At 69.9% G+C, this 12,994-nt stretch carries 13 protein-coding genes; 3 read left to right on the forward strand and 10 right to left on the reverse strand.

Annotated elements, in window-relative coordinates; translation table 11 throughout:
- Window positions 1–83: 83 nt before the first annotated feature.
- Both BO226_RS10665 and BO226_RS10670 read left to right on the forward strand, forming a co-directional pair.
- Window positions 84–1,670: an alpha-(1->6)-mannopyranosyltransferase A gene (locus tag BO226_RS10665; protein ID WP_019289764.1), complete on the forward strand. Its 1,587-nt coding sequence runs from the start codon at window positions 84–86 to the stop codon at window positions 1,668–1,670.
- Complete coding sequence (locus BO226_RS10670; protein WP_083543619.1) at window positions 1,663–2,601, forward strand: phytoene/squalene synthase family protein; 939 nt, start codon at window positions 1,663–1,665, stop codon at window positions 2,599–2,601. The genes BO226_RS10665 and BO226_RS10670 overlap by 8 nt, the downstream gene beginning before the upstream one ends.
- A 15-nt stretch (window positions 2,602–2,616) precedes the next feature.
- Here the strand turns inward: BO226_RS10670 and BO226_RS10675 are convergent, their stop codons facing one another.
- Window positions 2,617–2,988: an Rv2175c family DNA-binding protein gene (locus BO226_RS10675; protein WP_024101284.1), complete on the reverse strand. Its 372-nt coding sequence runs from the start codon at window positions 2,986–2,988 to the stop codon at window positions 2,617–2,619.
- 182 nt (window positions 2,989–3,170) lie between these two features.
- Between BO226_RS10675 and pknB the strand changes: the two genes are divergently transcribed.
- Entirely contained in the window at window positions 3,171–5,213 is a 2,043-nt protein-coding gene (gene pknB, locus BO226_RS10680) for a Stk1 family PASTA domain-containing Ser/Thr kinase (protein ID WP_071935191.1), read from the forward strand.
- A 42-nt stretch (window positions 5,214–5,255) separates the two neighbouring features.
- Here the strand turns inward: pknB and BO226_RS10685 are convergent, their stop codons facing one another.
- From BO226_RS10685 to BO226_RS10725, 9 genes are all read right to left on the reverse strand, one after another.
- Window positions 5,256–6,641 (reverse strand): class II 3-deoxy-7-phosphoheptulonate synthase, encoded by a 1,386-nt coding sequence (locus BO226_RS10685; protein ID WP_006554163.1) that lies wholly within the window; start codon window positions 6,639–6,641, stop codon window positions 5,256–5,258.
- 54 nt (window positions 6,642–6,695) lie between these two features.
- Window positions 6,696–7,187: a polyadenylate-specific 3'-exoribonuclease AS gene (locus BO226_RS10690; protein WP_006554164.1), complete on the reverse strand. Its 492-nt coding sequence runs from the start codon at window positions 7,185–7,187 to the stop codon at window positions 6,696–6,698.
- A gap of 4 nt (window positions 7,188–7,191) precedes the next feature.
- On the reverse strand, window positions 7,192–7,977 hold the full coding sequence (locus BO226_RS10695; RefSeq protein ID WP_006554165.1) for a lysophospholipid acyltransferase family protein: 786 nt from the start codon (window positions 7,975–7,977) through the stop codon (window positions 7,192–7,194).
- A gap of 177 nt (window positions 7,978–8,154) precedes the next feature.
- The gene (locus BO226_RS10700) at window positions 8,155–9,132 is read right to left on the reverse strand and encodes an ROK family glucokinase (protein ID WP_024101286.1); all 978 of its coding nucleotides are present in this window, start codon (window positions 9,130–9,132) and stop codon (window positions 8,155–8,157) included.
- A complete protein-coding gene (locus tag BO226_RS10705) occupies window positions 9,129–9,551 on the reverse strand; it encodes a hypothetical protein (protein ID WP_033097590.1) in 423 nt (140 codons plus the stop codon). The genes BO226_RS10700 and BO226_RS10705 overlap by 4 nt, the downstream gene beginning before the upstream one ends.
- Window positions 9,539–10,747 carry an ArsA family ATPase gene (locus BO226_RS10710; protein ID WP_071935192.1) on the reverse strand — a complete coding sequence of 403 codons (1,209 nt, stop codon included), beginning with the start codon at window positions 10,745–10,747 and terminating at the stop codon, window positions 9,539–9,541. The genes BO226_RS10705 and BO226_RS10710 overlap by 13 nt, the downstream gene beginning before the upstream one ends.
- A 23-nt stretch (window positions 10,748–10,770) precedes the next feature.
- Complete coding sequence (locus tag BO226_RS10715; RefSeq protein WP_006554169.1) at window positions 10,771–11,208, reverse strand: SRPBCC family protein; 438 nt, start codon at window positions 11,206–11,208, stop codon at window positions 10,771–10,773.
- Window positions 11,209–11,321: 113 nt separating this feature from the next.
- On the reverse strand, window positions 11,322–11,711 hold the full coding sequence (locus tag BO226_RS10720) for a hypothetical protein (RefSeq protein ID WP_024101289.1): 390 nt from the start codon (window positions 11,709–11,711) through the stop codon (window positions 11,322–11,324).
- Window positions 11,712–11,750: 39 nt separating this feature from the next.
- Entirely contained in the window at window positions 11,751–12,920 is a 1,170-nt protein-coding gene (locus BO226_RS10725) for a glycosyltransferase family 4 protein (protein WP_006554171.1), read from the reverse strand.
- Window positions 12,921–12,994 lie beyond the last annotated feature (74 nt).

Here is a 12,994-nt window from a genome sequence, read left to right on the forward strand (position 1 = left end):
TCCGCGTCTCCACTAAACTGTCCTCGTTCGCCAGCTATCTGCGCGCCGCGCATCCACACGTCCACGGGGGAGGAACCGTACCGATGTCGTCCCCTGCCTCGCCCGACGCCGAGCCGCAGACCTCGCCCGCGCCGGAGGGGACGGCCGCACCGAAGGGTGAGCGTCCGAAGCACGCATTCCTGAGGAGTCCCGCCGGCCATGCCGCGCTGCTCGGCGCGTGGGGCGCGGTACTCATGACCTTCGGCAGTTTCGGATCGGGCAGTGTCCGGCGGATCGACCCGCTGCTCGAGGACATCTATCTGTCGTGGCTGCGGTTCGGCCACGGCCAGTTGCTCTCGCGGATCATCCTGTGGGTCGGTGTGCTCCTCATGATCGCAGCGTGGGTGCGCGTCGGCCGGGCGACCCTCGCCGGCCACGTCACGGTGCGCGATCTGTGGACGGTGCTGCCCGCGTGGACCGCTCCCCTGTTGGTCGCGACACCGATGTTCAGCCGCGACGCCTACTCCTACCTCGCGCAGGGCGCACTGCTGCGCGACGGTTTCGACCCGTACGAGGTGGGCCCGGTCGTCAATCCGGGCGTCCTGCTCGACAACGTCAGCAATGTGTGGACAACGACGACCACGCCCTACGGGCCCGTCCACCTGCTGCTCGGTGCGGGCATCACGTCCATCACCGACGACAACGTGGTGACGGGCACCTGGCTGTGGCGCCTGACCATGCTTCCCGGCCTGGCACTCATGGCGTGGGCCGTGCCGAAACTCGCCCGTCGCATGGGCGGAAATCCCGCGATTGCCCTGTGGCTCGCAGTGCTGAACCCGCTCGTACTGATCCACCTCGTCGGCGGTGTGCACAACGAGCTGCTGATGGTCGGTCTCATGATCGCCGGCATCGTGTTCGTGCTCGAGGGCCGGCACCTCGGCGGCATCGCCCTGGTCTCCCTCGGCGCCGCGATCAAGGCCACCGCAGGATTGGCACTGCCCTTCCTGGTGTGGGTGTGGATGATCCACGAACGCGATCGTGCGCTTGCCGAGGGACGCGAACCGGCAGCGCCCGTGCGCCTGTTCGCCAAGGCCGTCGGCCTGGGACTGGGGGTCTTCGCCGCGGTCTTCGGTGGCACCTCGTTGCTCGCCGGTGTCGGCATCGGCTGGCTCACCGCCCTGTCCGGCTCGTCGAAGATCATCAACTGGCTGTCGCTGCCGACGATGATGGCGCACGCCGTCACCTGGGTCACTCCGTGGCGGCTCGGATCGGTCCTCGACATCACACGCATGCTCTGCGCGATCGCGCTGGTGGTGATCCTCGTGTGGGCGTGGTGGCGCTTCCGCCGCACCGAGCGCGACGCGATCTTCGGGATCGTCGTGGCGCTGACTGCGGTGACCCTGCTGTCGCCCGCCGCGCTGCCCTGGTACTACTCCTGGCCGCTCGCCGTCGCCGCCGCCTTCGCGATGTCGCCCCGGGTGCTCATGGTGCTCGTCGCACTGTCGACATGGCTGATGTTGATCTTCAACCCCGACGGGTCGATCGGGATGTACAACATCGCGCACGTCGCGCTCGCGGTGTTCGCCTCGATCGTCGCGGCCCGTTCGCTGGTCACCTACGACCCGCTGCGCCTGCGGTTACGACCTCGACCGGCATCACCCGCCGGCGCTGCCCTGGACGACCGTGCCTGAGCGCCCCACGGGGATCGCGGCCGACGATCTCACCCGGGCCTACGCCTACTGCGCCGAGCTCACCGCCGAACACGGACGCACCTACAACCTCGCGACCCGGCTGCTGCCCGCCTCGCGACGACACGCCGTGCACGCGCTCTACGGCTTCGCCCGACACGTCGACGACATCGTCGACGTCACCGCCGTGGACGACCCGGAGGCCGCGATCCGTGGTGTCGACGACGCGCACAGCCGTCTGCACGCCGCACTCGCGGGCGCTCCCGGCCCGCTCGACCACACCGGTCTCGTGGTCCGCGCGCTTGCCGACACGATCGGGCAGTACCGCATCCCGATCGACTATTTCGAGGCGTTCATCCGATCCATGCGCATGGACGTGCCCGGCACGCCCGAGTTCCGGCCCCGCTACGGGACCATGGAGGAACTGCGCGAGTACATGTACGGCTCGGCGGCGGTGATCGGTCTCGAACTGCTGCCGATCCTCGACGTCGACGATCCGGCCGCCCCGCCCGCCGCAGCCGCGCTCGGGGCGGCGTTCCAGCTCACCAACTTCATCCGCGACGTGGGCGAGGACCTCGAACGCGGACGTCTCTACATCCCGCTCGAACTGTGGTCGGCCTTCGGGGTCGACATCGACCTGCTGCAGGAATGCCGGCGCACCGGCGCGATGGACCCGACGGTCCGGCGGGCACTCGCCCACGCGGTCGCGCTGACCCGCGCCGAATATCGCAAAGCCGAACCCGGGCTGGAGGTACTCCCCGACCGGATCCGGCCGGGTATCCGCGCAGCCTTCACGCTCTACGGGCGGATTCTCGACGAGGTCGAACGCAGCGGGTTCCGGGTGCTCGACCGGCGCGCGACGGTTCCGCGCCGCACGCGCGCCGCGGTCATGATCACCGAGTACGTCGCCGGCTCACTGCTCCGGAAGCGGTAACGACGCCCCGGAGACTCAGAAGGCGAGCGCCTGCGCCCGCCGCACGACCTCGCGCGCGGACTGCGTGTGCATCGCGGCCACAGGGCATCCACCGGGAAGAGAATCGTCCTCGGCGAAGAGCCACCGCAGGATCTCGTCGTCCTCGTAACCGCCGTCGTGCAGCACCGCGATCAGGCCCGGAAGACCCTTGAGAACGTTTCCTTCCTCGTCGAGAAAGGCCTCGGGCAGGACCGGCACGCGGTCGCGCTTGAACGCCAGCAGCTGCCGGTCGCGCACCATCTGGTGTACGCGGGAGGTGGCGACGCCGAGGCTCTTGGCCACGTCGACGAGCTGCACCACGGGCACGGAGCGGTCGAGAACGTCGTCGCAGTAAGGAATTGCACTCACCCCACCACGTTATCGCTGCGGCCGCGCAGGCAGCTACGCGGCTACCGTCCACGGGAGCTGGCTACGATCGACGGGGACGAAATCGCTCCGCACACGCGGAGCCGGAGCTTCGTCACGTCGATACCTCGAAGGCCCGGGTACCGGCGTCCCACCATCACGCACGAGACACGGGGGTACACCGGGTGACCGCTGGAGGCGACCGACTGGTCGGCGTCGTGCTCGACCGGCGTTATCGCATCGAATCGCAGATCGCGCGGGGCGGCATGTCGACCGTCTACCGCGGCACCGACATGCGTCTCGACCGTCCCGTCGCCGTGAAGATCATGGATCCGCAGTTCGCGGCCGATCCCCAATTCCTGGCACGGTTCGAGTTCGAGGCCAGATCCGTCGCGCGATTGACGCATCCCGGGCTCGTCGCGGTCTACGACCAGGGCCAGGACGGCGATCACGTCTTCCTCGTGATGGAGCTCGTCGAGGGCGGCACCCTGCGCGAGCTGCTGCGCGAACGCGGGCCGATGCCGCCGCACGCCGCGGCCGCCGTGGCCGCACCGGTCCTCGGAGCCCTGGCCGTCGCCCACCGGGCGGGTCTCGTGCACCGCGACATCAAGCCCGAGAACATCCTCATCTCCGGCAACGGTGAGGTGAAGATCGCCGACTTCGGGCTCGTCCGGGCGGTCGCCGCCGCGACCACCACCTCGCGCAGCGTGATCCTCGGCACCGCGGCGTACCTGTCTCCGGAGCAGGTGACCGTCGGCAGCGCCGACGCGCGTAGCGACGTCTACTCCGCCGGTGTGCTCGTGTACGAGATGCTCACCGGCCGCACTCCCTTCACCGGCGACACGTCCCTGTCGGTGGCATACCAGCGCGTGGAGAAGGACGTGCCGGATCCGAGTTCGGCCATCGACGGGGTTCCTCCCGAACTGGACGCCTTCGTCCGCCGGGCCACCGAACGCGAACCGACGGAACGCTACGCCGACGCGCAGGTGATGGCCGTCGCGCTCGGCGAGATATGCGACACGCTCGATCTCCCCCGCTACCGGGTTCCGGCTCCGAGACGATCCGCGGTGCGGACGCCACCCGTGGTGGATCCCGATGCCGCGGCACCGACCCGCACCATCGACGGCGCCGCTTCCGGGCCTGCCGATCCTGCTCCGGCGACGACGGTGCTTACCGGCTCGGCCGCGAACTCGCATGCTCCGACGACCGTGCAGACCGCCGTGCCGGCCACGCCCGGCCCGAATGCACCGGCCACGCGCCCGCACCCGACCCGGGTCGCGACCCGCACCCATCCGCGTCCCGACACCGAACCGGTGGCGCCCCCGCCCGACTACGCCGTCGACCGCCGCCGTCAGCGCCGGTCCGCCGCCGGTTGGATCGCCGCGATCATCGTGCTCGCGTTGTTCATGGGGATCGCCGGGTGGTGGCTCGGCGCCGGCCGGCTCAGCGACGTCCCGACCGTGCTGGGACTCGACAAGGCGGCGGCCGTGTCCGCGATCGAGACGGCCGGATTGTCCAGCGAGATCCGGGGCGAGTACTCCGACGACGTTCCCGTCGACACCGTCCTCGGCACCGACCCCACCGCGGGCTCACGCGTGCCCGACGGCGACACGATCGCGTTGCTCGTGTCGCTCGGCAGACCCACCGTCCCGTCCATTCCCGGCGCCGGTGAGAGATCCGTCGTCGAGGACGAACTGCGGAGCCGCACCTTCGAACCGGTCGAGGGCGGTACCGCGTTCAGCACCACGGTGCCCGAGGGCGGAGTGGCCGCGCTCGACCCCGCGCCCGGCACCGTCCTGCCCGTGGGGTCCGAGGTCGCGCTTGTGATCAGCAAGGGACCGCCGCCCGTGACCCTGCCCGATCTGACCGGGCGCCCGGTCGACGAGGCGCGTCGCATCCTCGACGAGGCAGGCCTGACCGTCGGGGACATCCGTGAGGTCTTCGACGCCGATGTCGACGAGGGGCGGGTCATCGGCACCGACCCGGAGGAGGGCGAAGACGTCAGCGCCGGCGGAACCGTCACCCTCCTTGTATCCAATGCAGTGAAGGTGCCGTCGATGTTGGGACGCTCGGTGGGCTCGGCCCGCGACGAGCTCACCCGCCTCGGATTCGAGGTCGAGGTGCGGCAACTCGGCGACTCCGACCGCTCGGTCGTGATCGGCCAGAATCCCGGGGCGGGGCGGAGAGCAGAACAGGGCAGCACGGTCACGCTGACCGCACTGCCCTGATCCGACCGCCTGTCCCCTACCCGCGGAGCATCTCCGCTGTGATCAACCGCGGAGCATCTCCGCGACCAGGAACGCGAGTTCGATCGACTGCTGCGTGTTCAGCCGCGGATCGCACGCCGTCTCGTAGCGACCGTGCAGGTCGAGATCGGAGATGTCCTGGGCACCGCCGAGGCACTCGGTGACGTCCTCACCGGTGAGCTCGACGTGGATGCCACCCGGATGCGTGCCCAGCGCGCGATGCACCTCGAAGAAGCCCTGCACCTCGTCGACGATGCGGTCGAAGTGACGGGTCTTGTAGCCGGTGGACGCCTCGTGGGTGTTGCCGTGCATCGGGTCGCACTGCCAGATCACCTTGTGACCGGAGGCCTCGACGCGCTCGATGATGCCGGGCAGCAGATCGCGGACCTTCGAGTGACCCATCCGGGAGATCAGGGTCAGTCGGCCCGGCGTGTTGTGCGGATCCAGGCGCTCGACGTACTCGACGGCCATCTCCGGGGTGGTCGACGGACCGATCTTCAGACCGATCGGGTTCGACAGCAGTTCCGCGAACGCGATGTGCGCGCCGTCGAGCTGGCGGGTGCGATCACCGATCCACAGGAAGTGGGCCGACAGGTCGTACAGGCGCGGCTTGTCGCCCGAGTTGTCGAGGCGCAGCATCGCGCGCTCGTAGTCGAGGACGAGAGCCTCGTGGCTGGCATAGATCGTCGCCGCGCGCAGATTCGGGTCGATGACACCGCAAGCGTCCATGAATCGCAGACCACGATCGATCTCGGAGGCGAGCGCCTCGTAGCGGGCACCGGCGGGCGAGGCCGAGACGAAGGCCCGGTTCCAGTCGTGCACGCGGTGCAGGTCGGCCTCACCGGCGGCGGTGACGGCACGCACGAGGTTCATCGCGGCGCTCGCGTTCGCGTAGGCGCGCACGAGGCGCGACGGATCGTGCCTGCGCACCTCGGCATCGGCGACCAGCGAGTTGACCATGTCGCCGCGGTAGGACGGCAGACCGAGCGCGTCGGTGTCGGACGAACGCGGCTTGGCGTACTGGCCGGCGATCCGCGCGACCTTCACGACCGGCGTCGACGCACCGTAGGTCAGCACCACCGCCATCTGCAGCAGCGTGCGGATGTTGCCCTTGATGTGCGGCTCGGTGTTGTCCGCGAACGTCTCGGCGCAGTCGCCACCCTGGAGGAGGAAGGCCTCACCCCGAGCGACGGCGGCGAGCTGGTTCTGCAGCTCCTCGACCTCGCGGGGCACGGTGATGGGAGGCACGCTCTCGAGCACGGTGCGCATCGCCGCGGCCTGTTCCTCGGGCCAGCTGGGCTGCTGCAGCGCCGGCTTTGCAAGCGCCGCGTCGAGGTTGGCACGCAGCTCCTCGGGCAACGGGGGAAGTTCGGGCAAGCGGTCGATCGGCACGTCGACAGTCCAGTTCACCCGTCCAGGATATGGCGTGACGGCCGGAAGCGGCGCAGCACCCCGTTACCCGCGTCACCGCGACCGGCGAGCAACCTCGATCGCTTCGAACTTTGCGAGGTTGTGGCGGGCGTCGGCGAGGGCGTCGTGGTTGTCGTCCGGCGCCGGGGGCAGGGGCGGTGAGCCCGAGTCCTCCCAATACTGCCGGAGCTCGCGGGTGAAGCGGGGCAGGACGTCCGGGAGTTCGGGCATGGTGCCCCACAGCTGGACGAGCACGACGTGGTCGTAGGCTCCGATCCACGCCCACAGTTCGGGCCGGATGCCCGGTCGTGGCACGAGGAACTTCAGTAAGTCGTCGCGGATCCTCGATCGCGACTTCCAGGCGGGGTGCGCCGGGGGCGGGAGCTTCGGGAGGACGTTGCGGCGCACCCAGGCTCCGGCCCGGGTCGGGTCGAACTCGGTCGACACCGCGTAGAACTCGCGGCCGTCCTCGCAGGCGACACCGATCGAGACGAGTTCGATCGTGCGTCCGTCCTCGATGAACTCGCAGTCGTAGAAGTAGCGCACCTGCTCACCCGGCACGCGTGTCGGGAACGCGGTCCGCGACGGGACCATCCTGCGGCGGGGTCGCGGCACTGCCGTTCGTCGACGCGCCCGTGTCCCCGACCCCCGACTCGTCCGCCGAGCCCTTGTTCTTGAGGGAGGCGGCGTAGATGTCGACGTACTCCTGGCCCGACAGCTGCATGAGCGAGTACATGACCTCGTCGGTGACGGTGCGCTCCACGAACCTGTTTCCGCCCATGCCCTCGAACCGGGAGAAGTCGATGGGCTCACCGATCCGGACGGTGATCTTCGCCGGTCGCCACATCTTCGACCCGATGGGGTTCATCCGGTCGGTGCCGATCATGGCGACGGGGATCACGGGGACGCCGGTCTCCAGCGCCAGTCGCGCGAGGCCGGTCTTGCCCTTGTAGAGGCGTCCGTCGGGTGAGCGGGTGCCCTCGGGATAGATGCCGAGCAGCTTGCCCTGGCCGAGCACCCGGACCCCGGCGTTGAGCGCATCCTGCGCGGCGTCGGCGCCGGTGCGGTCGATGGGGACCTGCCCGACGGACGAGAAGAACCAGCGCTGGAAGGCGCCCTTGAGTCCGGTGCCGGTGAAGTACTCACTCTTCGCGAGGAAGGTGATGCGCCGACGTACGAGGAGGGGAAGGTAGAACGAGTCGAGGACGGCCCGGTGGTTACTGGCCAGGATCGCCGGTCCGTGCGCCGGAATGTTCTCGCCGCCTTCGAACTTCGGACGTCCTATGAGCCACAGCAGCGGCCCCAGGAGGGCGTACTTGAACAGCCAGTACCACATGGCATCCTTCCCGAATCCGATCATCCCCCACACGGATCGGTGCAGCACCGCCCGCCGGTCGACTCTACGACGACGCGACTGCCCCTCGCACATCGCCCCAGTGCTCGACCCCACCCTTTCAACGTCGACGTGACGATAATCTCACCTCCGGCGAATCTCACCTCCAGTGGAATTCGACTACAGCGGCGGTCGTGAGGTTTCGATCGCGGATCGGGCGAGATCGGCGGCACCGATGAGCCCGGCGGCGTCGCCGAGCTGCGCGACCCGGACGCGCGCGAGAGGACGATGGCCGGCGCCGGTGGTCACGGCCGCGTAGTGCTCGCGCGCGGCGTCGAGGAACAACGGCGCGGAACCGGAGACTCCTCCCCCGATGACGACGAGCTCGGGGTCGTAGACGTCGGCGACGAGCGCCAGTCCGAGCGCGAGCCTGCGGGCGAAATCGTCGAAGGCCGCGAGAGCGACGGGGTCGCCGTCGTGGGCCGCACCGGCGACCCGCCGGCCGGTGAGCGATCCGGGATCCGAGGCGATCTCGCCCGCGAGAACGGACCGCCCGGGTTCGGCCGCGAGCATCTCGACGATCGTGTCCACGAGACCCGTTCCGCTGCAATACCTCTCCCAACATCCCTGCTTGCCGCACGGGCAGGGCCGCCCGTCGGGCACGACCTGCAGGTGACCGAGTTCGGGCGCCACACCGTAGGCACCGCGATAGATCCTGCCGTCGAGCAGCAGGGCCGCGCCGATGCCCGTTCCGAGCGCGACCATCACCGCGATCGTGCTGCCCGCGGCGGCGCCGAAGCGGTACTCGGCCCAGGCCGCGGCATTGGCGTCGTGTTCGAGGACGACCGGCAACCCGAAGCGTTCGGTGAGCGTCTCGGCGAGCGGCGTATCGCGCCAGGGCAGATGCGGTGCGAACCGCACGGTGGTGCGGTCCTCGGTGAGGAAACCCGCGACCCCCAGCCCGACCGCGCCGATGTCGTTGCGCTCACGCAGATGCTCGACGAGCCGGTGCAGCGCGTTCTCGAGGGCGACCGCGGAGGACGGCGTCTGCGTGCGCACACTGTCGACGACGTCGCCGTTACGGTCGACGGCTGCCGCGCGGATGCTCGTGCCCCCGATGTCGATCCCGACCGTGAGCCCGGGGTCGTGCGTGTTCACGTGCGGAGGTTGACGGAGATCGGCTCGAAGGCCGGACGATCCCGTGTCGGCGGATCGGGGGTCGGCTCGGGCGGGACGCCACCGGTCGAGGGCAGGAACTGCGCGAGGAACTTCCGCAGCAACGCGATCAACGCCGCCAGTTTCGACGCCAGCCTGCTGACCAGTTCGTGGTTCTCGCCGCGAACCAGGGCTGCGGCGGCACAGAGCGGGCACCACGCGCACCCGTTCGGGGTGGTCGCGGCCTCGGCGTCACCCGGCGCCGTCGAACCGGTCGCGGTATCGGGGGCGGTATGAGCCGACGCGTCGCCGGTCGCGGCGACGAACTGCTGCACCGTGCCCTCGACGCGGTCGAGCACGGCGTCGGCGAGCAACAACAACTCGGAGATCAGGGCTTCGTGGTCGTCCCTCACAGCGGCCACACCGCCGGATCCGGTACGAATCGCACCACCAGATCGGTTCCGTCGAACTCGGCATCGGAGACGGTGCACCGCCGCAGCCCCGAGGCGAGTCGCACCCGGCGTCGCATGCCGTCGGCGCCGACGACGAGGTCGTCGCCGATCCGTCCGAGTGTCAGGGACGCGGGATCGGCGAGCGGCAGGTACATGCGCATCGCGTACACCGACTCCACCCCCGTTCCCGATTCGTGCTGCACCCGGACCGGCTCGTCGGTCTCCGACGAGGGAACGAGTGCATCGCGGCGGAGCGCCGTGGCGAGCTCCTCCAGAGCTGCCAACCCTACCGGCTCCGCAGCACGGCGCTCGCACACGATCACGGGAACGTCGGTGACGGCCGCCCCGATCTCGGCGACGATCGCCTCGTGCGCGGCCCGTTGATCGGCCAGCAGCCGTGCAGCCGCACCCGAACCGCCCACCGCGGGGACGACGCCGTTGACGACGACCGCGTCGACGCGAATGCCGGACAGGGCGAGCCACGATCGCACCCGTGCGAGCTCGGCACGACCGGCGCAGTCGGGCGTCGCCACGATCACCGCGGCGCTGCGTCCGCGATCGTCGAGCAGGTCGCGTACCGCGGTGATCCCCGACAGCAACCGATCGAACAGCGCGACGAAGACACCCGCGCGGGGGTCCGGACCGGTGCCCGCCGCGACCCGGCTGTGCTGAGGCCAGATCCGTTCCAGCGAATCGGAGACCGTGCGCGGCGCGGTGAGGGTGCGCAGGGCGTCGGCGGAGGCCGGGGCGTCGACGACGACGAGAGCCCACCGTCCGCTGTCCGCGAGTCGCGCGACCTCGGCGAGCACGAGCAGTTCCTCGACGCCGGGAAGCCCGGTCAGTTCGTCGGGCTCGGGCAGGTCGAACTGGTCTGCGTGCTCGTGCGTCCCGGCGAGCGCCGCCATCGAGGCGAGGACCGCGTAGCGCGTGCGGAGCAGCTGCAGCGAGTCGATCTCGACCATGCCGAGGTTGTCCTCGACGGTGCGGATGTCCGTCGCGCCGGCGTCCCGGTTCGTGGCCGGAGGCAGGTCGAGCACGTCGCCGAGAGAGTGCGCCCGGTCGATGGACACGACGAGCACGGGTTCTCCCGCACGGGCGGTCGCGAGCGCCTCGGCCGCGGCAAGGGTCGTCTTCCCGGCGCCGCCCTTTCCGAGGAACCATCGCACGCGGGCCGGGGCGTGCCGGACGTTCAGCCCTCCACCTGCTTCTTGAGTTCCTTCAACGCGGTGTCGGTGATGACCTTCTCCGCCTTGCGCTTGAACAGACCGATCATCGGGATCGTGAGATCCACGGTGAGCTGGTAGTCGACGACCGTGGTGCCGCCGGGAGCCTCGGTCAGCACGTACGAACCGGACTGGGCCTTCTGGATCTCACCGCTCTCGAGCTCCCAGCTCACGGCACGGTTGTCGGACGCCCACTTGTACCGCAGGACGTAGGTGTCCTTGACGATGCCGGCGTCGAGGACGAAGCGCACGCGTTCGGCGCGGCCGTCGGGACGATGTTCCACGACCTCCACGGTCTTCGCCGCCGACACCCACGTCGGATAGGCATCGAAATCTGCGATGACCTCCATGACACGCTCGGCCGGCGCGTCGATGGTGATCGACCTCTTCGTCTTCTCGGCCATGTGGTGACGGCTCCCTTTCTCGGTCCCTCGGGTGTGCACCGATCAGTCCCGCCCCGAGGGTCTATCACACACCGTGGGAACAACGGTATCGGGACGACGCGCCTTCGGTGGCTTCAGTGTCGCGGCGGTTCACCTGCCGGACGACCGGCCTCGAGACGCTGCTTGACCTCGAAGGTCATCACCTTCCCTTGGACCCGGCGCGTACGGTTCATTCCCGCGAGGTCGAGACCCGCCACCCGCTCGGGCGCGACACCGGCCGGCTCGCAGTGCAGGAAGTAGTGGATCACCGCGCCGTCGAGAACCGGCTCGATCCACACCTCCATCGTTCCGTCGAGCGGACCCGACACCGTCCACCGGATGCCCTTCTCGGCTCGGTCCTCCCGCACGGTCAGTACGAGATCGGGCCACCATGCACGCCACCGATCGAGGGCCGCGACCTCCTCGGCGATGCGCTCCGGAGGCGCCGCTACGAAGGTCTGGTCCGCCACCTGAATGCTGCTCACGCAGAACAGCTTCACATATCGCGTCGGCGGCCCGTCCGGTCACCCCGCCGACGGCGTCACCGTCTCGTTCGGGGGCGCCGAGGCGTCGAGATAACCGCGCAATCTTGCGCCCAGGACGTCCCATCTCCAATCGCTGGAGACCCACTCTCGACCGGCCGCGCCCATCGCGGCGGCACGATCGGGATCGGCGAGGACACCGGACACCGCGGTCGCGACGGCTGTGACGGAGGTGCCGTCGACGACGTAGCCGGTGCGACCGTCGCGCACCGTTTCCGGGGCACCACCCGACCGGCCTGCCACGACGGGCACCCCGGTCGCGGACGCCTCGAGGTACACGATGCCCAGGCCCTCGACGTCGAGACCGCCGCCGCGGGTCCGGCACGGCATCGCGAACACGTCAGCGATGGTGTGGTGCGCGGCGAGCTCGGCCGACGGCACGGTGCCGGTGAATACGACGTGCTCCTCGACATCCGTGCGGCGCGCGAGCTCCCGCAGGCGCGACTCGTACGGTCCGCCGCCGACGATGACGAGGACGGCACCGTCGATCCGCTTCCGGATCGCGGGCAGCGCGCGGATGAGCACGTCCTGTCCCTTGCGCGGCACCAGGCGCGACAGACACAGCACGGTGGGCCGGTCGCCGAGACCGTAACGTGCCCGCAGTTCGGCGCGGGCCGCCGGATCCGGCCGGAAGACGTCGGTGTCCACCCCGGACGGCAGGTGTTCGAGACCCGCTTCGGGGCCGAATGCCGAGGCGAACCGCCCCCTCGTGTAACGACTGACGTAGGTGACGGTGTCGGTGTGCTCGCCGATCCGCCGCAGCGCCTGCCGGGCGGCGGGAAGCATCGACCATCCCACCTCGTGGCCGTGGGTGCTGGCGACGATGCGATGAGCGCCGGCGCGGCGCAGCACGGGCGCCAGCAGCGCCAACGGTGCAGCCGCTCCGAACCAGACGGTGTCGCAGTCGTGTTCGGTGAGCAGCCGCGTGGCCCGTCGCGCGACGTCGGGTGTCGGCAGCATCAGTGTCGTGGGATGACGGACGACCTCGAAGGGGACTCGTGCGTCGAACTTCACATGGCTGTCGCCGCGCCACCGCGGCGCGTAGACGACCAGGTCGTCGGACGGCAGCTGGTTCGCGAAGGCGTGCAGATAGGACTGGATGCCCCCCGGTCGGGGCGGGAAATCGTTCGTCACCAGTAGGGTCCGCGACATGGGACCACCGTAGAAGCAGCGCGACGGGAAGGCGCCGACGGGTCCCGAGCTCCGGACGGTGCCGATGGGCCCGG

The organism is Rhodococcus sp. 2G (assembly GCF_001886355.1).
Classification (GTDB): domain Bacteria; phylum Actinomycetota; class Actinomycetes; order Mycobacteriales; family Mycobacteriaceae; genus Rhodococcus; species Rhodococcus pyridinivorans.

Bases quoted from the DNA above. Each gene is read 5' to 3' on its own strand.
- BO226_RS10715 (WP_006554169.1), bottom strand. From the start codon at position 11,208: ATGGCCGAGAAGACGAAGAGGTCGATCACCATCGACGCGCCGGCCGAG.
- BO226_RS10695 (WP_006554165.1), bottom strand. From the start codon at position 7,977: ATGTGGTACTGGCTGTTCAAGTACGCCCTCCTGGGGCCGCTGCTGTGG.
- BO226_RS10725 (WP_006554171.1), bottom strand. From the start codon at position 12,920: ATGTCGCGGACCCTACTGGTGACGAACGATTTCCCGCCCCGACCGGGG.
- BO226_RS10665 (WP_019289764.1), top strand. From the start codon at position 84: ATGTCGTCCCCTGCCTCGCCCGACGCCGAGCCGCAGACCTCGCCCGCG.